Genomic DNA, 24,579 nt, shown 5'->3' on the forward strand with positions numbered 1-24,579 from the left:
ATTCTGGCTGAATTTGAAAAAATTTCGCATCGGTGGCGTGAATAGGCAGCAATGAGTCGCCATTAGAGGCTCAAAGCCACGTGTTTGGCTGCTTGTGGGACGTCTGTACGACTTTCGGATACAGTCTGCTCAGAAGCGACAAATAGTTATATCTGTAGGTCTTTGGTTTTTCTGACTACGGGGTTAGGTATTGCGCAAAGCCTTTATTCTTCTAGGCTGTAGCTCTGCGCTTGATTTACCAGCCAGTCACGAAATGCCTTCAGCGATGCCGATTCGACCTTTCGCTCCGGAATCATCAGGTAATAGGCCTTGATGCTGGAGAGCGCTTGAGAGTTGGCAACCACCAGACGTTTCTCTGTCAGCTCGCGCTGAATCAGAAACGGCGGAATCAGCGCAACGCCCATGTCGTGCATGGCTGCCTGGGCAAGCATGGAGAAAAGCTCGTAGCGTGGACCTGTCATGTCGCGAGGGATATTCAGTTGCTGCGAGTTGAACCATTGGCGCCAGGCGTAAGGTCGGGTGGTTTGCTGCAGCAGCGGTAGTTCAGCGATGGCTTGCGCTGTCAGATGCTTGCGATCGCCGAGTAGGGCGGGGCTGCACACCGGCATCGGATTCTCGCCCATCAATCTGTGGGATTCGGTACCCGACCAATCGGCATCGCCGAAGTAGATCGCGGCATCGAATTCGGTGTCGGCAAACAGGAAAGGTCGGGTGCGGTTCGTCAGGTTGACGGTCACTTCCGGGTGCTTGAGCTGGAAATCCTTGAGCCGTGGCAGCAGCCATTGCGTGCCGAAGGTCGGGACGACGGCGAGCTCGATAACGTTGGTGCCCTGCTGGCCCATCACCGAGAGGGTGTCGCGCTCCACTGCATCGAGCTGAGTCGCCACCCGACGGCTATATGAAAGACCCGCCTCGGTCAGTTTCACTCCACGTCGCGAGCGTCGGAACAGTTCCACGCTGAGGAAATCTTCCAGGCTGGCGATCTGTCGGCAAATGGCGCCTTGGGTGAGCGACAGTTCTTCAGCAGCACGGGTAAAGCTCTCATGGCGGGCGGCAGCTTCGAAACTGATCAGGGCGGCGGTGCTGGGGATCTTCCTGCGCATGTACGTCAACCTCACTAATGCGCCGCATAAAAGGCTATTCGCGACGGTACGGAGTGAGAAATTAGCACAACAGAATGCGAAATCCTCGTTTGCCCCGACGGCGAACCGCGCCTAGGATCAATGCCACGTTAATTCATCCGATTGCGAGGGCACACTCATGGGCGGTAAAGCTAGCTTCAACTGGATCGATCCCCTGCTGCTGGATCAACAGCTCACTGAAGAAGAGCGGATGATCCGCGACACCGCCGCGCAGTTCGCTCAACAGAGTCTCGCCCCGCGTGTGCTCGAAGCTTTCCGTCATGAGAAGACCGACCCGGCAATCTTCCGCGAGATGGGTGAAGTCGGCCTGCTCGGTGCGACCATTCCAGAGCAATACGGTGGCAGTGGTCTGAATTACGTCAGTTATGGCCTGATTGCCCGTGAGGTCGAGCGCGTCGACTCTGGCTATCGCTCGATGATGAGCGTGCAATCCTCACTGGTGATGGTGCCGATCAACGAATTCGGTACCGAAGCACAGAAGCAGAAGTATCTGCCGAAACTGGCTTCCGGCGAATGGATCGGTTGCTTCGGTCTGACCGAGCCGAACCACGGTTCCGATCCGGGCGCGATGATAAGCCGGGCGCGCAAAGTCGATGGCGGCTACAGCCTGACTGGCGCGAAGATGTGGATCACCAACAGCCCGATTGCTGACGTATTTGTGGTCTGGGCCAAGGATGATGCCGGCGATATCCGTGGATTCGTTCTGGAGAAAGGCTGGAAAGGTCTGAGCGCTCCGGCGATTCACGGTAAGGTCGGCCTGCGCGCTTCCATCACCGGCGAGATCGTCATGGACAATGTGTTCGTGCCGGAAGAAAACATCTTCCCGGACGTCCGAGGTCTGAAAGGTCCGTTCACCTGCCTCAACTCCGCACGCTACGGCATTTCCTGGGGGGCGCTGGGCGCGGCCGAGTTCTGCTGGCACACCGCGCGTCAATACACTCTGGATCGTCAGCAATTCGGTCGACCGTTGGCCGCGACTCAACTGGTACAGAAGAAACTCGCCGACATGCAGACCGAGATCACTCTGGCGCTGCAAGGTTGCCTGCGCTTGGGCCGGATGAAGGACGAAGGTACCGCCGCCGTTGAAATCACTTCGATCATGAAGCGCAACTCCTGCGGCAAGTCGCTGGATATTGCGCGGATGGCGCGCGACATGCTCGGTGGCAATGGTATCTCCGATGAGTTCGGCGTGGCCCGCCATCTGGTCAACCTGGAAGTGGTGAATACCTATGAAGGTACCCACGACGTTCACGCGCTGATCCTCGGGCGTGCGCAAACCGGTCTGCAGGCGTTCTATTAATAGGAGAGCGGACCATGGGCGCGCTGTCGCATCTGCGGGTACTGGATTTATCGCGAGTGCTGGCCGGGCCTTGGGCCGGGCAAATCCTCGCCGACCTTGGCGCCGAAGTGATCAAAGTCGAGCGCCCGGGCAATGGTGATGATACCCGCGCCTGGGGTCCGCCCTTCCTTAAAGACGCTTACGGCGAGAACACGTCGGAAGCGGCTTATTACCTCTCGGCAAACCGCAACAAGCAATCGGTCACCATCGACTTCACTCGCCCTGAAGGGCAGAAGCTGGTGCGCGACCTGGCGGCGAAGTCGGACATCCTGATCGAGAATTTCAAGGTGGGCGGTCTGGCGGCCTATGGTCTGGACTATGAGTCGCTGAAGGCGCTCAACCCGAATTTGATCTATTGCTCCATTACCGGCTTCGGTCAGACCGGGCCTTATGCCAAGCGTGCGGGCTATGACTTCATGATCCAGGGGCTCGGCGGCTTGATGAGTCTGACCGGCCGACCCGAAGGAGACGACGGTGCCGGTCCGGTGAAAGTCGGTGTCGCTCTCACGGATATTCTTACTGGGCTGTATTCAACGGTGGCGGTTCTCGCGGCGTTGGCTCATCGCGATCACGACGGTGGTGGCCAGCACATCGATATGGCGTTGCTGGATGTGCAGGTCGCGTGTCTGGCGAACCAGGCGATGAACTACCTGACCACGGGCAATGCGCCAAAGCGTCTGGGAAATGCGCATCCCAACATCGTGCCTTATCAGGACTTTCCTACGGCGGATGGTGACTTCATTCTTACCGTGGGTAATGACGGGCAGTTCCGCAAGTTCGCAGAGGTGGCTGGCCAACCGCAGTGGGCGGATGATCCGCGCTTCGCGACCAACAAGCTGCGGGTAGCGAACCGCGCGGTGCTGATCCCGTTGATCCGCCAAGCTACGGTCTTCAAGACGACGGCCGAGTGGGTTGCACAACTGGAACAGGCGGGCGTGCCTTGTGGGCCGATCAATGACTTGTCGCAAGTGTTTGAAGATCCCCAGGTGAAGGCGCGCGGTCTGGCTATCGAGCTACCTCATGCATTGGCGGGGATGGTGCCTCAGGTGGCCAGCCCGATTCGATTGTCGGAGACGCCCGTTGAATATCGTCATGCGCCTCCTTTATTAGGTGAGCACACATTAGAAGTTCTGCAGCGGGTGCTGGGTCTGGGGGCCGGCGCGGTGGCTGCATTAAAGGAGGAAGGCGTCCTTTAAGTCTTCTTCTATATAGAAGAAGCTCTTTTCTCATTTGATTGGATGTTTTTTAACCAATACGCAAGTTATTGAAAGAAAAGCGAAATTAACGGTTGACGGCAGATTCCAGAGGTCTATAATTCGCCCCACTTCCGGCGCAGTCGAAACGGAAAACTCCTTGAGATTCAAAGAGTTACGCAGTTTTCGACAGCGGCTTGCTTCAGATCATCGAAGCCTGGAAGGAGTTGAAAGAGCAGTGATGTGTAGCTCTTTTAACGGTTCGATCTTCTCGGTCGAAAGCGGAGAAAAAGAGGTGTTGACAGCAGCGATTAACGCTGTAGAATTCGCCTCCCGCTAACGAGAGATCGGAAGCGCAAGTGGTTGAAGTTGTTGAAGAATTCTTCGAAACTTCTGAAAATAATCACTTGACAGCAAATGAGGCTGCTGTAGAATGCGCGCCTCGGTTGAGACGAAAGATCTTAACCAACCGCTCTTTAACAACTGAATCAAGCAATTCGTGTGGGTGCTTGTGCAGTCAGACTGATAGTCAACAAGATTATCAGCATCACAAGTTACTCCGCGAGAAATCAAAGATGTAACCAACGATTGCTGAGCCAAGTTTAGGGTTTCTTAAAAACCCAAAGATGTTTGAACTGAAGAGTTTGATCATGGCTCAGATTGAACGCTGGCGGCAGGCCTAACACATGCAAGTCGAGCGGATGAGAGGAGCTTGCTCTTGGATTCAGCGGCGGACGGGTGAGTAATGCCTAGGAATCTGCCTGGTAGTGGGGGACAACGTTTCGAAAGGAACGCTAATACCGCATACGTCCTACGGGAGAAAGCAGGGGACCTTCGGGCCTTGCGCTATCAGATGAGCCTAGGTCGGATTAGCTAGTTGGTGAGGTAATGGCTCACCAAGGCGACGATCCGTAACTGGTCTGAGAGGATGATCAGTCACACTGGAACTGAGACACGGTCCAGACTCCTACGGGAGGCAGCAGTGGGGAATATTGGACAATGGGCGAAAGCCTGATCCAGCCATGCCGCGTGTGTGAAGAAGGTCTTCGGATTGTAAAGCACTTTAAGTTGGGAGGAAGGGTTGTAGATTAATACTCTGCAATTTTGACGTTACCGACAGAATAAGCACCGGCTAACTCTGTGCCAGCAGCCGCGGTAATACAGAGGGTGCAAGCGTTAATCGGAATTACTGGGCGTAAAGCGCGCGTAGGTGGTTTGTTAAGTTGGATGTGAAATCCCCGGGCTCAACCTGGGAACTGCATCCAAAACTGGCAAGCTAGAGTATGGTAGAGGGTGGTGGAATTTCCTGTGTAGCGGTGAAATGCGTAGATATAGGAAGGAACACCAGTGGCGAAGGCGACCACCTGGACTGATACTGACACTGAGGTGCGAAAGCGTGGGGAGCAAACAGGATTAGATACCCTGGTAGTCCACGCCGTAAACGATGTCAACTAGCCGTTGGGAGCCTTGAGCTCTTAGTGGCGCAGCTAACGCATTAAGTTGACCGCCTGGGGAGTACGGCCGCAAGGTTAAAACTCAAATGAATTGACGGGGGCCCGCACAAGCGGTGGAGCATGTGGTTTAATTCGAAGCAACGCGAAGAACCTTACCAGGCCTTGACATCCAATGAACTTTCCAGAGATGGATTGGTGCCTTCGGGAACATTGAGACAGGTGCTGCATGGCTGTCGTCAGCTCGTGTCGTGAGATGTTGGGTTAAGTCCCGTAACGAGCGCAACCCTTGTCCTTAGTTACCAGCACGTAATGGTGGGCACTCTAAGGAGACTGCCGGTGACAAACCGGAGGAAGGTGGGGATGACGTCAAGTCATCATGGCCCTTACGGCCTGGGCTACACACGTGCTACAATGGTCGGTACAAAGGGTTGCCAAGCCGCGAGGTGGAGCTAATCCCATAAAACCGATCGTAGTCCGGATCGCAGTCTGCAACTCGACTGCGTGAAGTCGGAATCGCTAGTAATCGCGAATCAGAATGTCGCGGTGAATACGTTCCCGGGCCTTGTACACACCGCCCGTCACACCATGGGAGTGGGTTGCACCAGAAGTAGCTAGTCTAACCTTCGGGGGGACGGTTACCACGGTGTGATTCATGACTGGGGTGAAGTCGTAACAAGGTAGCCGTAGGGGAACCTGCGGCTGGATCACCTCCTTAATCGACGACATCAGCTGCTGCATGAGCTCCCACACGAATTGCTTGATTCATTGAAGAAGACGATAGAAGCAGCTTTAAGCTCCAAGCTGATAGCTCTGAGCTAACAGTTACAAGCTCGAAATTGGGTCTGTAGCTCAGTTGGTTAGAGCGCACCCCTGATAAGGGTGAGGTCGGCAGTTCGAATCTGCCCAGACCCACCAATTTTGTTATGGGGCCATAGCTCAGCTGGGAGAGCGCCTGCCTTGCACGCAGGAGGTCAGCGGTTCGATCCCGCTTGGCTCCACCATAAACTGCTTCGAAGTTTGAGAGTTTAGAAATGAATATTCGCACTGAATATTGATTTCTAGTCTTTTGATTAGATCGTTCTTTAAAAATTTGGGTATGTGATAGAAAGATAGACTGAACGTTACTTTCACTGGTAACGGATCAGGCTAAGGTAAAATTTGTGAGTTCTCTTAGTTGAGAAATTCGAATTTTCGGCGAATGTCGTCTTCACAGTATAACCAGATTGCTTGGGGTTATATGGTCAAGTGAAGAAGCGCATACGGTGGATGCCTTGGCAGTCAGAGGCGATGAAAGACGTGGTAGCCTGCGAAAAGCTTCGGGGAGTCGGCAAACAGACTTTGATCCGGAGATGTCTGAATGGGGGAACCCAGCCATCATAAGATGGTTATCTTGTACTGAATACATAGGTGCAAGAGGCGAACCAGGGGAACTGAAACATCTAAGTACCCTGAGGAAAAGAAATCAACCGAGATTCCCTTAGTAGTGGCGAGCGAACGGGGACTAGCCCTTAAGTGGCTTTGAGATTAGCGGAACGCTCTGGAAAGTGCGGCCATAGTGGGTGATAGCCCTGTACGCGAAAATCTCTTAGTCATGAAATCGAGTAGGACGGAGCACGAGAAACTTTGTCTGAATATGGGGGGACCATCCTCCAAGGCTAAATACTACTGACTGACCGATAGTGAACTAGTACCGTGAGGGAAAGGCGAAAAGAACCCCGGAGAGGGGAGTGAAATAGATCCTGAAACCGTATGCGTACAAGCAGTGGGAGCAGACTTTGTTCTGTGACTGCGTACCTTTTGTATAATGGGTCAGCGACTTATTTTCAGTGGCGAGCTTAACCGAATAGGGGAGGCGTAGCGAAAGCGAGTCTTAATAGGGCGTCTAGTCGCTGGGAATAGACCCGAAACCGGGCGATCTATCCATGGGCAGGTTGAAGGTTAGGTAACACTGACTGGAGGACCGAACCGACTACCGTTGAAAAGTTAGCGGATGACCTGTGGATCGGAGTGAAAGGCTAATCAAGCTCGGAGATAGCTGGTTCTCCTCGAAAGCTATTTAGGTAGCGCCTCATGTATCACTGTAGGGGGTAGAGCACTGTTTCGGCTAGGGGGTCATCCCGACTTACCAAACCGATGCAAACTCCGAATACCTACAAGTGCCGAGCATGGGAGACACACGGCGGGTGCTAACGTCCGTCGTGAAAAGGGAAACAACCCAGACCGTCAGCTAAGGTCCCAAAGTTATGGTTAAGTGGGAAACGATGTGGGAAGGCTTAGACAGCTAGGAGGTTGGCTTAGAAGCAGCCACCCTTTAAAGAAAGCGTAATAGCTCACTAGTCGAGTCGGCCTGCGCGGAAGATGTAACGGGGCTCAAACCATACACCGAAGCTACGGGTATCACCTTCGGGTGATGCGGTAGAGGAGCGTTCTGTAAGCCTGTGAAGGTGAGTTGAGAAGCTTGCTGGAGGTATCAGAAGTGCGAATGCTGACATGAGTAACGACAATGGGTGTGAAAAACACCCACGCCGAAAGACCAAGGTTTCCTGCGCAACGTTAATCGACGCAGGGTTAGTCGGTCCCTAAGGCGAGGCTGAAAAGCGTAGTCGATGGAAAACAGGTTAATATTCCTGTACTTCTGGTTATTGCGATGGAGGGACGGAGAAGGCTAGGCCAGCTTGGCGTTGGTTGTCCAAGTTTAAGGTGGTAGGCTGAGATCTTAGGTAAATCCGGGATCTTAAGGCCGAGAGCTGATGACGAGTTACCCTTTGGGTGACGAAGTGGTTGATGCCATGCTTCCAAGAAAAGCTTCTAAGCTTCAGGTAACCAGGAACCGTACCCCAAACCGACACAGGTGGTTGGGTAGAGAATACCAAGGCGCTTGAGAGAACTCGGGTGAAGGAACTAGGCAAAATGGCACCGTAACTTCGGGAGAAGGTGCGCCGGTGAGGGTGAAGGACTTGCTCCGTAAGCTCATGCCGGTCGAAGATACCAGGCCGCTGCGACTGTTTATTAAAAACACAGCACTCTGCAAACACGAAAGTGGACGTATAGGGTGTGACGCCTGCCCGGTGCCGGAAGGTTAATTGATGGGGTTAGCTAACGCGAAGCTCTTGATCGAAGCCCCGGTAAACGGCGGCCGTAACTATAACGGTCCTAAGGTAGCGAAATTCCTTGTCGGGTAAGTTCCGACCTGCACGAATGGCGTAACGATGGCGGCGCTGTCTCCACCCGAGACTCAGTGAAATTGAAATCGCTGTGAAGATGCAGTGTATCCGCGGCTAGACGGAAAGACCCCGTGAACCTTTACTATAGCTTTGCACTGGACTTTGAATTTGCTTGTGTAGGATAGGTGGGAGGCTTTGAAGCGTGGACGCCAGTTCGCGTGGAGCCATCCTTGAAATACCACCCTGGCAACTTTGAGGTTCTAACTCAGGTCCGTTATCCGGATCGAGGACAGTGTATGGTGGGTAGTTTGACTGGGGCGGTCTCCTCCTAAAGAGTAACGGAGGAGTACGAAGGTGCGCTCAGACCGGTCGGAAATCGGTCGTAGAGTATAAAGGCAAAAGCGCGCTTGACTGCGAGACAGACACGTCGAGCAGGTACGAAAGTAGGTCTTAGTGATCCGGTGGTTCTGTATGGAAGGGCCATCGCTCAACGGATAAAAGGTACTCCGGGGATAACAGGCTGATACCGCCCAAGAGTTCATATCGACGGCGGTGTTTGGCACCTCGATGTCGGCTCATCACATCCTGGGGCTGAAGCCGGTCCCAAGGGTATGGCTGTTCGCCATTTAAAGTGGTACGCGAGCTGGGTTTAGAACGTCGTGAGACAGTTCGGTCCCTATCTGCCGTGGACGTTTGAGATTTGAGAGGGGCTGCTCCTAGTACGAGAGGACCGGAGTGGACGAACCTCTGGTGTTCCGGTTGTCACGCCAGTGGCATTGCCGGGTAGCTATGTTCGGGAAAGATAACCGCTGAAAGCATCTAAGCGGGAAACTTGCCTCAAGATGAGATCTCACTGGAACCTTGAGTTCCCTGAAGGGCCGTCGAAGACTACGACGTTGATAGGTTGGGTGTGTAAGCGCTGTGAGGCGTTGAGCTAACCAATACTAATTGCCCGTGAGGCTTGACCATATAACACCCAAGCAATTTGCTGACCTGAAAAGGCACCAGATTGCGGTGTGTGAAGACGAAACGAACCGAAAGTTCGAAGTTCACAAACACCAGCTGTCACATACCCAATTTGCTGAAGCGAGGCCATCTGGTCACGAGTCAGTACCCGAATTTCTTGACGACCATAGAGCGTTGGAACCACCTGATCCCATCCCGAACTCAGCAGTGAAACGATGCATCGCCGATGGTAGTGTGGGGTTTCCCCATGTGAGAGTAGGTCATCGTCAAGATTAAATTCCGAAACCCCAATTGCGAAAGCAGTTGGGGTTTTGTTTTAGTAGAAGTTCCTGTTTTTGCTGGCTTGTTACCGTGTTGACGGGCCAGATAAAGAATTTCTTGACGACCATAGAACATTGGAACCACCTGATCCCATCCCGAACTCAGAAGTGAAACGATGTATCGCCGATGGTAGTGTGGGGTTTCCCCATGTGAGAGTAGGTCATCGTCAAGATTGAATTCCGAAACCCCTGTCTGCTAACGCAGACAGGGGTTTTGTCATTTAAGCGTGTACGAAAGATCATGCCGTTCTGCGAGTCTTGCTGCTGCGTCTTGCCCGCCACTTGCGCCACCAGATATAAACGCCCGTCCCTGACAACCCCGCAATCAACACACCCAGTACCGCGATCATTACCTGCCCTGTCACCCCGATGATCCGTCCCCCATGTATGGGCAACTGAAGTCGATAGAACTGCTCTCCGAGCGTGCCCTGTCCCGCGATCTCCTGTCCCAATAATCGGCCATCGGTACCGTGAAAGAACAACCAGGATTTTCCATGTGCGTCCGTATCGTGCTCTCCAAACCCTGCGCCGTAGAAGTTGTATTCAAAGCTGTAATACAACTCGCCGATTGCCGCCGTCAGTCCTAATCGTTTCCCTTGCTGCAATGCCCTTTCGTACGCTTGTTGATAACTCAACTGTGTCGTCCCCAGTTGATTGGCGGGCATTCGTCCTCTGGCTTCATAAACGCTCGGCTCGATGGGCGAAAACAACGAAACTGCAGGCTTGAACACCTGGCTCGGCAAGTTCATCGCCACGCTGCTGACGGCGATCGGTAACAGCAGCAGCCACAACCACAATCCTCCGGCGCGATGCAGGTCGAAGTTCAAGCGGTAGGCATGCCCGCCTTTGACCTTCCAAGCAGTCGCCCACTTCTTCCAGAAGGGCTTGCCGCGCGGCAAGGTCAGGAACAATGCGACAAAGCAGTCGATCACCCACGCGATCGCCACCCCACCCATCAACAGCAATCCCCAGTTACCCTGCAATGTCAGGTTGTAGTGAAACTCCAGAATGAACGGGATGAAGTTCTCCCGCTGAAAACAGCATTCACCCCAGTAGCGCGCGCCTTTTTGCTCCGCGCTGATCGGGTCCAGATAGAACACCTGATTGCGCTCATCGAACGGCTGGCCCGTCGCCGGATCTTTACGCGGAACGGCCGCCAGCAGCGCCGTATGCCCCGTCTCATGGGGATACTCCATGTACCAGACTTGCAGTTTCGGATGTGCAGTCTGCACCGCTTCTACCAACGCGCCGGGCGGCAGGCGCTCACCCACTGACGTCGCTTTATAGAATTGCGGATTCAGCCATTCATCCAGTTCATGATTGAACGCCAGCACACTGCCTGTAAGGCCCGCCAGCAATAGAAACACCGCAATGGTCAGGCCGATATATCGATGCAATAAAACCAGAAACGCACGCATACAGAACACCCCCGAAGAAACGACAAAGCCAGCCCCTGATAGCATGGGCTGGCTTTTTTATGCACAGGACACGGCTTTAGAACTGATAGCTAACGGTCGCCGCTACGTTGCGTTCTTCGCCCATGTAGCAGAAGTTCAGACTGGCGCAGGACGCGACATAGGATTCATTGGTCAGGTTGTTTGCGTTGAGTCGTACATCCACACCTTTCAAGCCGACCTTGCCTAGGTCATAACCAATCGAGGCGTCGAACAGCGTGTAAGACGGCACCCTCATCGTGTTTTCCGCATCGGCCCAGCTGTAGCCGATATATCGCACGCCGCCGCCCAGGCGAAGACCATCAAGTGCGGCGCTGTCGAATTTGTAGTCAGCCCACAGCGAGGCCATGTGACGCGGCGCCTGAGTCGGTGAGTTGCCCTTGTTCTCGATGACATCGGTCGGCGTGCTCAAGGTGCTGATCATCGATTTGGAATATTCGATATCAGTGAAGGTGTAACTGCCGAGCACTTTCAAGTTATCGGTCAGTTGCATGTGCGCTTCCAGCTCCAGACCTTGCGAGCGCACAGCGCCGACCGAGCGATAGAAGTTTTCCTGCGGCAGTTTGGTCGCGAGGTTTTCCTGGTCGATGCGGAACAGCGAGGCGCTGAACAGATTGTCGGTGCCCGGCGGCTGGTACTTCAAACCGACTTCCCACTGTGTGCCATCGGTAGGAGCCAGTGGGTTGCCGGCGCTGTCGGCATAGGAGTTCGGGTTGAAAGACTCGGAGTAGCTGATGTATGGCGCCAGACCGTTATCAAACAGATATAAAGCGCCGGCACGCCCAGTGAGTTTCGTGCGCCGATCATTGATCTCTGTACCAACCGGACGCCCCGCTTCGGCGATGCGGTTTTCATCGGATGTCTCGACCCAGTCCTGACGCAGGCCCAGCGAGAAGCGCCACTTGTCCATCTCGATCAGGTCTTGCAGGTACACACCGGTCTGTTCGAGGCGACGCAGATAGCTGGTCTCGCCGTACATTTCGATCGCCGAGTTGCCGTATACCGGATTGAACGCATTGATCGGCGCCAGTCCACCACTGGTCCAGTCGACCACGGTTTTGCGCCGTTGATAATCCGCGCCCATCAGGACTGTGTGCTTGGTCGCGCCGGTGAAGAATTCGGCCTGCAGCATGTTGTCGACGATAAACGCATGCAGGCGCTCATCACCGCCGGTGTAATAACGGTTCAGTTCATTGCTGGTCGGAGTGGTCCAGCCATAGGCGTAGACCTGATCCATGTTCACTTTGGAATCGAGATAGCGGAAGTTCTGCCGGGCGGTGAAGACATCGTTGAAGCGATGTTCGAACTGATAGCCAAACGACTGCTGGTCACGGGAGTAGCCATCGATCCCCGGCTCGCCCTCGAAGAAGCGCGGCGAGATGCGCTCGCCATTGCGCTGATGGACTGTGCCGTCCGCCGGAACGCCGCCGTGATAGCCGCCGTCCGGATCGTGCTGCAGATAGGCTTGCAGAGTCAGCGAGGTGTCTTCGCTGAAATCGACGCTCAGCGTCGGCGCAAGGGCGAAGCGTTTTTCCTTGTTATGGTCGAATTGCGTGTCGGACTGATCGCTTAGTCCGGTCAGACGATAGGCAATGCGCTTGTCGTCATCGACCGGACCGCTGAAGTCAAAACCAACCCCACGCTGGCCTTGCGTCCCCACTGTCGCCTGCACCTGATGGTAGGCCTCATACAACGGCTTTTTGCTGGTCAATGCGACCAGGCCTCCGGGCGAGCTGCGACCGTACAGCACCGATGACGGGCCTTTGAGAATGTCCACACGCTCAAGGAAATACGGATCGACCTGCATGGTGCTGTAGGTGCCGCTGTCGCCCATCGACTTGAGGCCGTCGAGGTAGATGTTGTCCACCGAGCCGTCGTTGAAACCGCGCATCGCCACGTAGTCGTAACGGTGCGTAGCGCCATACGGGTTGGTCAGCACGCCCGGGGCGTAGCGCATCGCTTGCGAGACGGTCTGCGAGCCTTGGTCATCCATTTGCTCGCGCGTGACCACCGATACGCTTTGCGAGGTTTCCAGCAATGCGGTACTGGTCTTGGTGGCGATCTGGCTGTGCGTGGCGTTGTAGCCGGCCATGCTGCCCAGCGCGTTGCCGAGGGCAAAACCTTTGATATCAGTGGTCGGCAAGGCCAGTGCTTCGCTTTCAGCCAGCGGGCGCAGAATGTAGCTGCTGCCGTCCTGGCTGACGGCTTCCAGTCCGGAGCCGCCGAGCAAATGGCTCAAGGCCTGGTCGGTCGAATATTCACCCTGCACGCCGGGTGATTGCTGACCTTGAGTCTGTTGCGGTGTCATCGCCAGGGTGATACCGGCCTGCCGGGCAAACTGATTCAACGCCTCGCCCAATGGCCCGGCAGCAATGTTGTAGCGGTGGCTGATCTCGGTGCCGGTGTTGGCGGCCAGACTCAGGCTCGGTAACACGCTGACGCCCAGCGCGGTGGTCAGCAGTGCCGCCCGAACCGCATGGCGCAGCAGTGTCGATTCTGCAGTGAAATTCAGAGGGTTCTTACAAGTGGCGCGGACAGTCATTGTGGATTTCCGTAGGCAGTCGCGGGGGCTGAGTTGAAGTGCTTACTGACTAAGCCGGACTGCCTGCGAAAACCCGCCAAAAAATGTTCAGACCGCACGCTCCAGAGTCACCCACCAACGGGTGCGATAACGCAATTGCACCGGCAGCGTCTGCGGCAGGACCGCCAGCAGCCTGTCGGTGTCCTCCAGACGGAACACCCCAGAGAGGCGCAAGTCTGCGATATCCGCCGCGCAACTCAGAAACCCCGGGCGATAACGGGCGACTTCAGCAAGAAAATCACCCAGGCGCATATTGCGCGTGACGATCAAACCGTCGAGCCAGGCGCCCGCATCCATATCCGGCGTCGGCGCAGCGCGCAAACCGCTTTGGTCGACCAGAAAACTTTGCCCGGCGAGTGCTTCGAGGGAATGCCCACCTGCGTGAACCACCACCCGCCCACGGGTTACGCTGAGCCGCGTGCACTGATCTTCCTGACGCAAAATGAAACGCGCATCGACCGGCGCATAAGTGCCGTGGCGATTCTGTATGCGCAGCGGTCGATCGGCCGCCGCGCCTTCGTCAGAGCCACCGCAGGTAACGATGATCTCGCCACGGGTCAGTTTGATCAGGCGCTGCTGCGCGGTGTAATCCAGGTCTACGGCGCTGGCGGTGTTGAGTTCGATGCGCGTGCCGTCGGGCAACTGGAAACCGCGCCGTTCGCCGGTCGCCGTCGCGTAGTCGGCGCGCCATTGCTGCCAAGCGGCGCTGTCCTTGGCCAGCCACGCGGCGGAGCCCATCAACAGCGCGCCCGACAACAACTTCAAGGCCTGGCGTCGGCCCAGCCCCTGCGCACTGTTTTCCAAGGTATTGAAAGCGACCTGCGCACCCGGCACGGCGCGCAGACTGGAGCTCAATTCGGCTTGCAGCGACTGTACCCGCTGCCAGGCGATTTCATGTTCGTGATGCTCGGCGCGCCACTGCTCGCATTGGCGAGTCAGCCGCGAATTGCCGTGGTTATTGCGCAGCCGCAGCAGCCAGTGAATCGCTTGCTTGACCACGTGGTGACGCGGTTCGACGCGGCGACCGAGTGAGAGATTATCCACAGGCATCAGCTTTCATATCGCAACACATAGCAGTGATACAGCGCATCGGCGACGTATCGTTCCACTGAACGTACCGACACGCCCAACTGCTCGGCGATCTGTTTGTGAGTCAAACCTTCGCACTGCGCCAGGAGAAACGCCTGACGCACTTTCGGCTTCAACCCCTCAAGCATGCGCGCAATGCTTTCCAGCAGTTCCAGCACCAACGCGCGCGATTCGGCGTCAGGTACTTCGCCTTCAGGCAAATGAGCAATGGTTTCCAGATAGGCCCGCTCGATTTCCTCGCGACGCCAATGATCGATCACCAGGCCGCGCGCGATGGTCCGCAGGAAAGCGCGAGGCGCTTTGAGTTCGAGGCGTTCAGTACGTTGCAGCAGGCGCAGGAAAGTGTCCTGAGCCAGATCCGCCGCATCCGCTGCGTTGCCCAGCCGCGCGCGCAACCAGGCATTGAGCCAGCCGTGATGACTACCGTAAAGCGCCTGTACGACCAACTCAGGTGAAGACATGACACGCCAGCCCGAACGTCACAAATGATAATTAGTCGCATTGTCATCAAGGGTTACAGATTTTGCAACCGTCGTCCCTATGGCGGTTGTGAAAAATTCCCTCGCAGCCGCTCTGGCACGCCGTTCGGCGGGAATCCTGTCCTAAATCCGTCCATTTCTCACGCGGCCCTAAGATTTCTCCGCCGTTGGCCGACAGACTGGTGAGAAATGCGTGCACCAAAGTAGAGCGGCCAGAAGAACGCTGCCTGCGCTGTACATGGAATGTTGCAACCGGAACGCATCCCCACTTTTGGCATAAGAAGTCCCATGAAATGAATCTCAAGTTCAGCCATAAAATCCTCCTGGCCGCTTCGGGCGTCGTCGTCCTGGCGTTCGCGTTGTTCACGCTCTACAACGATTACTTGCAGCGAAACACCATTCGCCAGAACCTGCAGTCTTCCGTGCAGCAGGCCGGTGACCTCACCGCCAGCAGCGTGCAGAACTGGATGAGCGGACGGATTCTGGTGCTGGAAAACCTCGCGCAGAACGTTGCCCATCAAGGCAGGAATGCCGACTTGCCGGGTCTTGTCGATCAGCCGGCCTTCACGTCGAACTTCCAGTTCACTTACGTCGGCCAGGCCAACGGTGTCTTCACCCAGCGCCCTGATGCGAAGATGCCGGACGGTTACGATCCGCGTCAGCGGCCTTGGTACAAGCAGGCCGTGGCCGCCGACAAAACCATGCTGACCCCGCCGTACATGGCGGCCGTCGGTGGCCTGGTGGTGACCATCGCCATGCCGGTGAAAAAGGACGGTGAATTGCTCGGTGTGGTCGGTGGTGACCTGAGCCTGGAAACCCTGGTGAAGATCATCAACTCGGTGGACTTCGGTGGCCTCGGCCATGCGTTTCTGGTCAGTGCTGACGGTCAGGTGATCGTCAGCCCGGACAAAGATCAGGTAATGAAAAACCTCAAGGACATCTACCCGAACACCAGCGTGCGCATCGAGAAGGGCAACCAGAACGTCGTGCTCAACGGTCAGGAGCGCATTCTTTCGTTCACCCCGGTCAGCGATCTGCCGAATGCGCAGTGGTACATCGGTCTGTCGATCGATCGCGATAAGGCCTACGCCGCACTCAGCCAATTCCGCACTTCGGCGTTGATCGCCATGTTTGTCGCGGTCGCGGCGATTGCTTTGCTGCTGAGCCTGTTGATCAACGTGTTGATGCGTCCGCTGACCACCATGGGCCGCGCGATGAAAGACATCGCCCAAGGCGAGGGCGATCTGACCCGGCGTCTGGTGGTCGAGAGCAAAGACGAGTTCGGTGAACTGGGCAGCGCGTTCAACCAGTTCGTCGAGCGCATTCACGCTTCGATTTCCGAAGTGTCGTCGGCGACTCGTCACGTTCACGACTTGTCGCAACGGGTGATGGCGTCGTCCAACGCTTCGATCGTCGGTTCCGACGAGCAAAGTGCGCGCACCAACAGCGTGGCGGCGGCGATCAATCAGCTGGGCGCGGCCACTCAGGAAATCGCGCGCAACGCGGCGGATGCTTCGCAGCACGCCAGTGGCGCCAGCGAGCAAGCTGACGACGGTCGTCAGGTGGTCGAGCAAACCATTCAGGCGATGACCGAGCTGTCGCAGAAGATCAGCCTGTCGTGCACGCAGATCGAAACCCTGAACGCCAGCACCGACAATATCGGCCACATTCTCGATGTGATCAAAGGCATCTCGCAGCAGACCAACCTGCTGGCGCTCAATGCCGCCATCGAAGCCGCGCGTGCCGGTGAAGCCGGGCGCGGTTTTGCCGTGGTTGCCGATGAGGTGCGCAACCTTGCGCATCGCACCCAGGAATCGGCGGAAGAGATCCACAAGATGATTACCTCGCTGCAGGTCGGCTCGCGTGAGGCGGTCAGCACCATGAACGCCAGCCAGGCGTCCAGCGAGCAGAGCGTGGAAGTGGCGAATCAGGCCGGTCTGCGTCTGGTCAGCGTGACCCAGCGCATCGGCGAAATCGACGGTATGAACCAGTCGGTGGCCGCTGCGACTGAAGAGCAGACTGCGGTGGTGGAAACGCTGAACGTCGACGTCAACCAGATCAACCTGTTGAACCAGCAGAGCGTGGCCAACCTCAACGAAACGTTGAAGGATTGTGATGCGTTGTCGCAGCAGGCGAACCGGTTGAAGCAGTTGGTCGACAGCTTCAAGATCTGATTCACAGATCGCAGACCGCGTTATCGTTCTTCGCAAGCAGGCTCGCTCCCACAGGGAAATGCATTCCAAATGTGGGAGCGAGCCTGCTCGCGAAAGCGGCGGTTCAATCACCGCCAAACCGATGCCTTAAACAAACAACTTCAAGACATTCCCCATCGCATCATCGGCAAACCCCTGCACGAATTCACTGAATCCCGGCAACGCCTCTTCCCCACCGCAAGCCGGTTCGGCAATGATCGTCCAGGTCGCTCGCGACTTCCCTTCGCTCAGCGATTCCACCTGCATTGCCGCCCACAGATTCGCCACCCCCAGGGTGTTGTAAATCGTCGTCCAGGTCATGCGCTGTGCCTGTTCATCGCGCGAGTTGAGCTGTTCGACCACGACGTTGCCGTCCTTGAAGATTTTCTTGCGCAGCGAAGACACGCCCTCGCCGGTCATTTCGGTGTGTGACAGCGCCGGAATGAATCGATCGAAGCCAGCGAAATCGCCAACGATCGCCCAGACTTTTGCCGCGTCCGCCGGCACTTCCACCGACGACACAACGTGGCAGCCTTGCGGGTTTTTGATCAGGGTGTCGGGTTGCAGATTGCTCATGGTGTTGCTCCTTGTGGATGAGTCAGATGAAGTTGATTTGTTTCAGGTAGTCGCAGCCGCGACGCAGCAGCGCCGGGGATTTCTGCGGGTAGTGCGCGCCCATCTGCTGCACGCCGGCCTCGGCGTTGGCGTGGCCGATCAGCGAGATGTCGCCGATGTCTTCTTCAAAGCCGTTGAGGTAGAAACCGAGCACGCCGAACAGCGCGTTGTCGGCGTCGACCCGACTCAGTTGCTGTTGCCAATCGGCGACGCTGACCAGCGCAAACTCGCTGCCGGTTTCGCGGAACGACGCGACGTAGGCATCCCAGCTCAGCGGCTCGGGATTGTGCAGATTGAACACCGCGCGATCCGCTGAATAACGGCTGGCATGGAAGGCGATGAAGCGGGCGAGAAAGTCCACCGGCATCAAGTCGAAATTCAATGCAAAGGCCGGCACCTGACCGAGCTGGATCGAGCCCTTGAGCATCAGCATCAAACGGTTCTTGTGAGGCTGGCAAACGCCGCTGAGGCTGTTGAAGCTGATGTTGCCGGGGCGATATAGATTGACCCGAACACCCCGCTCGCGCGCCCGTTCGAGAATGCGTTCGCCGACCCATTTCGACAGGTTGTAGCCGTTGCGAATGTAGATCGGCGGCGTCGCGGCGGCGGGCAGTTCCAGCACCCGACCGGCATCATCCACGGTGCTGGATGCCGATAGCGTCGAGACAAAATTGAAGACCTTTTTGCGCTGCCCTTCGCACAGCTTCAGCAGGGCGAAAATCGGCTCGACGTTGTCCGCCGCCAGGGACTCGTAATCGAGCACGTGGTTGACGTTGGCGGCGTTGTGCACCAGTGCGCCGAACTCGCGGTCCAGGCGCTGATAATCCTCGTCGCCCAGGCCCAGTTGCGGACGGCTGATATCAGCTGCGTAAACTCGCACACGGCTCAGGTCGAGGTGCTCCTGCCGGTTCTCGCGCAGTGCCTGAGCGAAGCGTTGCGCCGCCGTTTGCCCGGCGCTATCACGTACCAGACAGGCGACCTCGCTGGCGCCCCAACCGAGCAGCGCTTCGACGATGTGCACGCCGACAAAACTGTTGGCACCGGTGACGATGACCTTGTGCACATCGCCCATGCGGCTGATCGGTAACGGTTCGATATCCAGCTCGCGCTCGGCGTCGGCCATGGCCTGAGCGCTGAGCACGGCGCTGTCATCGCTGCCGCGCACCAGCGTCGCCAGTTTGCTGATGGTCGGCTGTTCGATGAAGCGATTGATCGAAATGCTTCGGCCGAATTCCTCACGCAAGCGCAGCAACATCCGCGACAGCAGAATCGAATGACCGCCGAGATTGAAGAAGCTTTCGTCAGTGGAAATGTCGCTGGTCGGCAGTTCCAGCAATTCGGCCCAGATCTCCAGAAGCAGCGCTTCGTCAGCATTGGCCGGCAGGCATCTCGCAGCGTTGTCCTGTACCGTCACCGGCAATGCCAACAGCGCCTTGCGATCGACTTTGCCGTTGCTGGCGAACGGCATCTGCGCCAGTTCAGTCCATGCCACCGGCTGCATGTAGTCCGGCAGAAATTGCCGGGCATGCGCCTTCAATTCATCGCGGGCAGTCTCGGTTTGTGGCTGGGCGAGGAACGCCAGAATGCGCCGCTGATTGTCGATGACCACGGCAATCTGCCGATACAAGCGGCTCTCGCGCAGGCAGCGCTCGATCTCTTCCGGCTCGACGCGAAAGCCACGGATTTTCACCTGATTGTCGCGCCGCCCGCACAGCTCGATACCGTGCTCGCCCCACTTGGCCATGTCGCCGCTGCGGTAGGCGCGCAAGGTCTCGCCGCCGGGCAGCGACAGGCTCAGATAACGCTCGGCGGTCTGTTGCGGATTGTTCAGGTAACCGAGGCAGACACCGGGGCCGACGATGAACAGCTCACCGACGGTTTGATCGGGCACCGGTTGCAGATCGTCGTCGAGAATCAGCACCCGACTGTTGGCGATTGGCCCTCCCAGCGTGCGGTTGCTGTCGCTCGGTTTGAGCTGGCGCGCGGTGATCAGCACGGTGGCTTCGGTCGGGCCATACAGGTTGTGCAGGGTGCCTTGGCGGGTCAGTTGCTCGATGACGTACGGCTCGCAGACATCACCGCCGGTCATCACCTGCACGCCCTCCAGTTGCTCCAGTGGCAGGATGCTCAACAATGCCGGCGGCAGGAAGGCGTGGGTCAGTTGCCGTCGGCGAATCAGAGCAACCAGCTGCAATGGATCGCGGCGCTGGGTGTCGTCGGGCACGACCAGTTCCGCCCCTGCGAGCAGGCTGGGGAAGATGTCGATCAGCGACGAATCGAAGCTCAGCGATGAAAACTGCAACACCCGACTCTCGGCGCGCAACTGCACGTAGTCGGCGTACCACGCGGTGAAGTGGGCGAGATTGGCCTGGCTGAGCAGCACGCCTTTCGGATGCCCGGTGGTACCCGAGGTGTAGAGCGCCATGCACGGCGCATCGAGCTCCGGGCGGTGCTGCATCAGCGGCCGGTCGAGAGCGGCGTTCGGCGCTTCGATGCCACTGACATCCAGCCCCGCCATCGATTCGCTGAGCGCCTGCTGTCCATCGTGAAGCAACAGCACCGCGCCGGCGTTTTCCAGGATGTATTGCTGACGCGGCAATGGATGGCTCGGCTCCAGCGGCAAGTACACCGCGCCGCTTCCGAGAATCGCCAGAATCGAGGCGAACAGCGCCGGGCTTTTACCTTGGCAGACAGCGACCACCCACGGCTGCGGATGTTGCTCGAGCAAGGGCAGCAGGCGCTGTTGAATCGCGCGGCTGTGGGCGTGCAACTGGCGGTAGTTGATGGACTGTCCGCCGTGGTGCAGGGCAGGTCGTTCGGCATGCTCGATCAGGCTCTGTTGCAGGCGCTTGATCAGCGGGATTTGCGCCTGCTCCAGCAGCGCCGGGTTTGCCGTGTCATTGAGACGGTGGACATACGCCAGTTTGTCGATAAACAGCAGGTCTTCCAGGCGTTCGAAATCCGGCGCGATCAGCGCAGGAGCATGGCGGAAATAATCGGCATCGCGGGAAAAGCGGCTGACCAGCAACGCCACCTCATCGACCACATGGGCAAGCGCTCGTTGGCGTAGCGACTGACCGTTGCCGGACGGATCATCGCCAATCGGCACACGGCTGATCAGCGACGAGCCGAGAAAGCACAGCAAGTCGAGGGTCGGCAGGCCGCCATGGTCTTGCGCGGCGACACCCAGGCGCAGGTGCAGATGCGGGATCGCGCAGAAGTCGCCGGCAGCGATAAAGCCATCGTCGATGATCAGATCCACCGCCGTTTGAGCCACGCCGCTGCGGGTCACAGCATGGCCATGCTGTTCGAGCTCCCGGGCCAGATCGGTCATGGCCTGGCTGGCGCCGGTGAGCAAAATGTCGAGACGTTTCATGTCAGCCTCCTCAAACCAGATAGTCGCGCAGGGCGTGCTGCACGCACGGTGTGTCGAGCAGCGAGCTGTTGTGGAAAAACCTGACGATGTTGCCCACCAACGGGTGGTGGCGATTGATCGGGAAGGCCAGTCCGGCGATTTCTTCGCGCAGACAATGGCGCGTGGTTTCGCTGACCGGCAGCGCATCGATCAGGCGCAAATCGAAGGACTTCTGGATGTCGTTGGTCAGGTAATGGCCGATGAACACCGGCAGAATCTGCGCGATGGTTTCGCGGTCCGCGTCGCTGGCGGTGTGCCAATAGATGCGCACCATCCGCGCCCAGAAACTCGAGTGGCGACCTTCGTCGAGCAAGTGGTCAGCCATCAGGCCCTTGATCGACGGCTTGACCGAATCGTCGCGGGCGAACGCCGCGACATCACCGGTCACGGTGTTTTCGGCGATCGCCACGCAGATCAATTCGACCGCGCTGCGCAGGTGTTGCGGGGCCAGCGCAACGGCGGCGGGAATCGCCCGGCTCAGCTCGATTTCATCGGGCAATTGAATCGGCTCGATACCGGTCAGCGCGACCGTCTGCTGCATGAAGTCCATGGCCACCAGCGCGTGGTAATCCTCATCGACCACTACGGTCATCGCGTCGTAGCGACAGGCGAACGGGAATGCCACGGCGAAGCGATTCTTGGCAATGCTGCGGGCGGTCTTGTCGACGATTTCCGTCTCGAAAATCACTACGTCGTTGATGAATTTGTACAACGTCTGCACCAGGGCGAAATCACGTTGTTGCGGGCATTCACGCAGGAAGGTTTCGCTGAGCACCAGCGGCTGGCGGCTGAGTGGATAGATCAAGCGCTGATCGTCTTCGAGCAACCGCCGGGGACGGGTGCGGATGGTCGCGCGGCTTTCCCAGGCGTCGGCGAAGGATTGATAGTCGGCAGCGTTCATTGGGCCACCTCGGCAACTTCCACGCCCATGCTCAAGCGCAGCCCGTCCCACAAGGCGATGCGGCTTTCCACGGCAGCGATCGCGCTGGCGTAAACCTCGGCTGCGCGCTGCGGATCGCCGTCCACCAGACGCTCCAGCAACTGTTCGGCGGCGGGGCCGTGATCTTCGGAATCGACTTCGATATGCCGTTGCAGGTAGTAGCGAAAGGTCGGTGCCTGTTCGATGCCGATGCCCCAGTCATCGAGGATGCGCTGGAACATTGTCGGAATGACGCTCTCGCGACCATGCAGGAACGCGGCGGCGACGCTGTGTCCCGGCGCCTCCAGGGCAATGCGCAAGGTATCGCGGACAAACTGCGCGGCCGCCGGGTCGACGTCGACGCTCTGCAACGCGACGTCATAACTCACGCCTTCCTGCTGCAGGGCGACAAAGCGCTCTACCGCCGTGGTGCTCGCGCCGACTTCGCGCATCGCATCCAGGTACAACTCGAAGTGGCTGTAGTGGCCGGCATCGAGGCGATCGTCTGATTCCTCGCCCAGCACGATCTCGTTGATCAACCGAGCGGCGTGGGGATCGCGCGGTGGCAACCAGGGTAAACGCGTACAGGTCAGTTCCTGTTGCAGGCGCTTGGTCAGCGACATGAAGTCCCATACGGCAAATACATGGGTTTCCATGAAACGACGTAATACCGATAACGAAGTAATCTCGGAAAAGATCGGGTGAATACTCAGTTCGGCTTTCTTCAGGGCGAGTTGCTGCTTAGTAGGCATCATGATGTCCTTTATCATTGATATGAAGTGCACGGTTCTTTGTAATTGCTTTAAACGGTCGAGCAAGTTGGGTAGGAACTTGTCCGGGCAATAGCTTGATTGCGCTGTAACGCCGTTGCGGCGCCACGGTTGCTACATCTGCTGCGTAAGGTATGCCGCGCTGAACGGCGACGTTCAAACCTGGCGAGAGAAAAACTAATACAGGGCAAATGTATTTAACAAGTTTATTTTCAATTATTTTAAGTTGGTTGTTTTTTGAATATGAGAGTTGCCGATAAAACTTTCGGATCAAGTTTTATTTGGGCGTGGTTACTCCTTTCGGCTAATAACGGCCAAAATCGATAACAAGAGTGAATGCCTCACTCGAAGCAACTTTTAATTAAGGGAAGTTTATGAATTCAAAGGGGGCGAAAGTTGGCCGGGACCGGCGCCATGACTTCCTGTTTCCCGTGACAAGGCTCCTTCCGTAGGTTCCTGTTGCGGGGACTGTGCCGTCAGGGCGGCGCGTCCCCGTTCTGTAGGGGTGGCGCTGGAAGAGTGCGGGTAAATTGCCGTCAGGGCTATTACCGATTGGTCATCGGCGGGCAGCGGAAACGCGTCGGCAGGGTCGGGGCGGGCGCCAGCGGGCACGCCGATCCGCTGCCAGAGCCGGCAGCAGAGCGGTCGCGAAGATTTGTAAGGGGATTATTCGACGTACGAGATATCAGCGCGCGGTGTGGCGCTTCTGTGCGGCGGGAGTCGCGAGGTAGCGGGTGATGACCTCAACGCCACGGTTGAGGTGCTGCTCCAGCATTTCGAGCGAGCGCGGGATGTCCCGCTCGATCACGGCCTGGAGCATGGCGCGATGGTCATCCTGGGACAGCTTGCCCAGGCCCATGGCTTCCAGATTGAAACGCAGAAAACGTTCTTCTTCGTTCAGACCGTCTTCCACCAGACGCAGCAGTCGCTGATTGGGCGCCTTGCTGTACAGGGCCATGTGAAACAGACGGTTGAGGCGGCCGATTTCGTTGTAGTCGCGCTGCGTTTCCAGTTCTTCGATGTAGCCGGCGGCGAGTTGATGCTCGGCCTCAGTCAGCAGCGGAATGGACTGCCGCAATGCCTCGGATTCGAGCAAAATGCGCAACTCGTAGGTTTCAGCGGCATCGCCCTGGATCAGCGGTGCGACTACGGCGCCTTTGTGCGTGGTGACGCTGAGCAGCTCTTGCGCTTCGAGCTGACGCAAGGCTTCGCGCACCGGCATGCGGCTTACCCCGAACAGATCGGCCAGATCCTGCTGGCGCAGCGCAGTGCCACAGGGCAGGCGGCCATCGAGAATGGCCGAGCGCAGGGTTTCTTCAATCACCGACCGGGCCAGATGCGCAGGAATCGGTCCTTCGACTTTGATGCTGTGCAGCGGTTTGGGCTTCTGAGTCACGACAACACACCCTGTAGGTCGCAATATTTGGATCCAAATGACACTAGTGATTGCTCTACAGGTTGTCAAACCTTGTAAAACGTTGCGCGGC

At 57.3% G+C, this 24,579-nt stretch carries 13 protein-coding genes, 2 tRNA genes, 4 rRNA genes and 1 pseudogene; 10 read left to right on the forward strand and 10 right to left on the reverse strand.

Annotated elements, in window-relative coordinates; translation table 11 throughout:
• Nucleotides 1-203: 203 nt before the first annotated feature.
• A complete protein-coding gene (locus tag FEE99_RS05130) occupies nucleotides 204-1,103 on the reverse strand; it encodes a LysR family transcriptional regulator (protein ID WP_041476445.1) in 900 nt (299 codons plus the stop codon).
• Between the two features lie 157 nt (nucleotides 1,104-1,260).
• Here FEE99_RS05130 and FEE99_RS05135 point away from each other — a divergent pair, with 157 nt between their 5' ends.
• The 8 genes from FEE99_RS05135 to rrf (FEE99_RS05170) all read left to right on the forward strand — a co-directional run bounded on the left by FEE99_RS05135 (nucleotide 1,261) and on the right by rrf (FEE99_RS05170) (nucleotide 9,751).
• The gene (locus tag FEE99_RS05135; RefSeq protein ID WP_024015035.1) at nucleotides 1,261-2,442 is read left to right on the forward strand and encodes an acyl-CoA dehydrogenase; all 1,182 of its coding nucleotides are present in this window, start codon (nucleotides 1,261-1,263) and stop codon (nucleotides 2,440-2,442) included.
• 14 nt (nucleotides 2,443-2,456) lie between these two features.
• A complete protein-coding gene (locus tag FEE99_RS05140; RefSeq protein WP_041476444.1) occupies nucleotides 2,457-3,677 on the forward strand; it encodes a CaiB/BaiF CoA transferase family protein in 1,221 nt (406 codons plus the stop codon).
• 629 nt (nucleotides 3,678-4,306) lie between these two features.
• A 16S ribosomal RNA gene (locus tag FEE99_RS05145) occupies nucleotides 4,307-5,843 on the forward strand.
• Nucleotides 5,844-5,966: 123 nt separating this feature from the next.
• Nucleotides 5,967-6,043 (forward strand) — tRNA-Ile (locus tag FEE99_RS05150).
• Nucleotides 6,044-6,053: 10 nt separating this feature from the next.
• Nucleotides 6,054-6,129: transfer RNA gene (locus FEE99_RS05155), tRNA-Ala, on the forward strand.
• Nucleotides 6,130-6,367: 238 nt separating this feature from the next.
• A 23S ribosomal RNA gene (locus tag FEE99_RS05160) occupies nucleotides 6,368-9,261 on the forward strand.
• A gap of 153 nt (nucleotides 9,262-9,414) precedes the next feature.
• A 5S ribosomal RNA gene (gene rrf, locus FEE99_RS05165) occupies nucleotides 9,415-9,530 on the forward strand.
• A gap of 105 nt (nucleotides 9,531-9,635) precedes the next feature.
• Nucleotides 9,636-9,751 (forward strand): 5S ribosomal RNA (gene rrf / locus FEE99_RS05170).
• Together the 16S, 23S and 5S rRNA genes with 2 tRNA genes alongside form the textbook arrangement of a ribosomal RNA operon.
• Nucleotides 9,752-9,817: 66 nt before the next feature.
• Here the strand turns inward: rrf (FEE99_RS05170) and FEE99_RS05175 are convergent.
• The 4 genes from FEE99_RS05175 to FEE99_RS05190 all read right to left on the reverse strand — a co-directional run bounded on the left by FEE99_RS05175 (nucleotide 9,818) and on the right by FEE99_RS05190 (nucleotide 15,163).
• Complete coding sequence (locus tag FEE99_RS05175) at nucleotides 9,818-10,996, reverse strand: PepSY-associated TM helix domain-containing protein (RefSeq protein WP_041479728.1); 1,179 nt, start codon at nucleotides 10,994-10,996, stop codon at nucleotides 9,818-9,820.
• 76 nt (nucleotides 10,997-11,072) lie between these two features.
• Nucleotides 11,073-13,574, reverse strand: coding sequence for a TonB-dependent siderophore receptor (locus tag FEE99_RS05180; protein ID WP_041479725.1), 2,502 nt, complete (start codon nucleotides 13,572-13,574; stop codon nucleotides 11,073-11,075).
• Between the two features lie 87 nt (nucleotides 13,575-13,661).
• A complete protein-coding gene (locus tag FEE99_RS05185; RefSeq protein ID WP_041479724.1) occupies nucleotides 13,662-14,663 on the reverse strand; it encodes a FecR domain-containing protein in 1,002 nt (333 codons plus the stop codon).
• Entirely contained in the window at nucleotides 14,663-15,163 is a 501-nt protein-coding gene (locus FEE99_RS05190) for a sigma-70 family RNA polymerase sigma factor (protein WP_041479723.1), read from the reverse strand. Before FEE99_RS05190 ends, FEE99_RS05185 begins: the two co-directional genes overlap by 1 nt.
• A gap of 311 nt (nucleotides 15,164-15,474) precedes the next feature.
• Between FEE99_RS05190 and FEE99_RS05195 the strand changes: the two are divergent.
• Together FEE99_RS05195 and FEE99_RS05200 are read left to right on the forward strand one after the other, a co-directional pair.
• A pseudogene (locus tag FEE99_RS05195) lies at nucleotides 15,475-16,452 on the forward strand (cache domain-containing protein); the annotation flags it as partial.
• Between the two features lie 117 nt (nucleotides 16,453-16,569).
• Nucleotides 16,570-17,355, forward strand: a complete 786-nt coding sequence (locus FEE99_RS05200; RefSeq protein WP_370593577.1) for a methyl-accepting chemotaxis protein — start codon at nucleotides 16,570-16,572, stop codon at nucleotides 17,353-17,355.
• A gap of 126 nt (nucleotides 17,356-17,481) precedes the next feature.
• Here FEE99_RS05200 and FEE99_RS05205 read toward each other — a convergent pair whose 3' ends face one another.
• The 5 genes from FEE99_RS05205 to FEE99_RS05225 all read right to left on the reverse strand — a co-directional run bounded on the left by FEE99_RS05205 (nucleotide 17,482) and on the right by FEE99_RS05225 (nucleotide 24,488).
• Nucleotides 17,482-17,949: an SRPBCC family protein gene (locus tag FEE99_RS05205; protein ID WP_041479720.1), complete on the reverse strand. Its 468-nt coding sequence runs from the start codon at nucleotides 17,947-17,949 to the stop codon at nucleotides 17,482-17,484.
• Between the two features lie 22 nt (nucleotides 17,950-17,971).
• A complete protein-coding gene (locus tag FEE99_RS05210; protein ID WP_041479719.1) occupies nucleotides 17,972-21,364 on the reverse strand; it encodes a non-ribosomal peptide synthetase in 3,393 nt (1,130 codons plus the stop codon).
• 10 nt (nucleotides 21,365-21,374) lie between these two features.
• Nucleotides 21,375-22,304: a diiron oxygenase gene (locus FEE99_RS05215; RefSeq protein ID WP_041479718.1), complete on the reverse strand. Its 930-nt coding sequence runs from the start codon at nucleotides 22,302-22,304 to the stop codon at nucleotides 21,375-21,377.
• Nucleotides 22,301-23,077, reverse strand: coding sequence for a DUF3050 domain-containing protein (locus tag FEE99_RS05220; RefSeq protein WP_041479717.1), 777 nt, complete (start codon nucleotides 23,075-23,077; stop codon nucleotides 22,301-22,303). The genes FEE99_RS05215 and FEE99_RS05220 overlap by 4 nt, the downstream gene beginning before the upstream one ends.
• Before the next feature lie 700 nt (nucleotides 23,078-23,777).
• On the reverse strand, nucleotides 23,778-24,488 hold the full coding sequence (locus FEE99_RS05225; protein ID WP_041479716.1) for a GntR family transcriptional regulator: 711 nt from the start codon (nucleotides 24,486-24,488) through the stop codon (nucleotides 23,778-23,780).
• Nucleotides 24,489-24,579 lie beyond the last annotated feature (91 nt).

Origin of the sequence: Pseudomonas sp. ef1 (assembly GCF_007293365.2) — a bacterium.
Lineage (GTDB): Bacteria > Pseudomonadota > Gammaproteobacteria > Pseudomonadales > Pseudomonadaceae > Aquipseudomonas > Aquipseudomonas siliginis.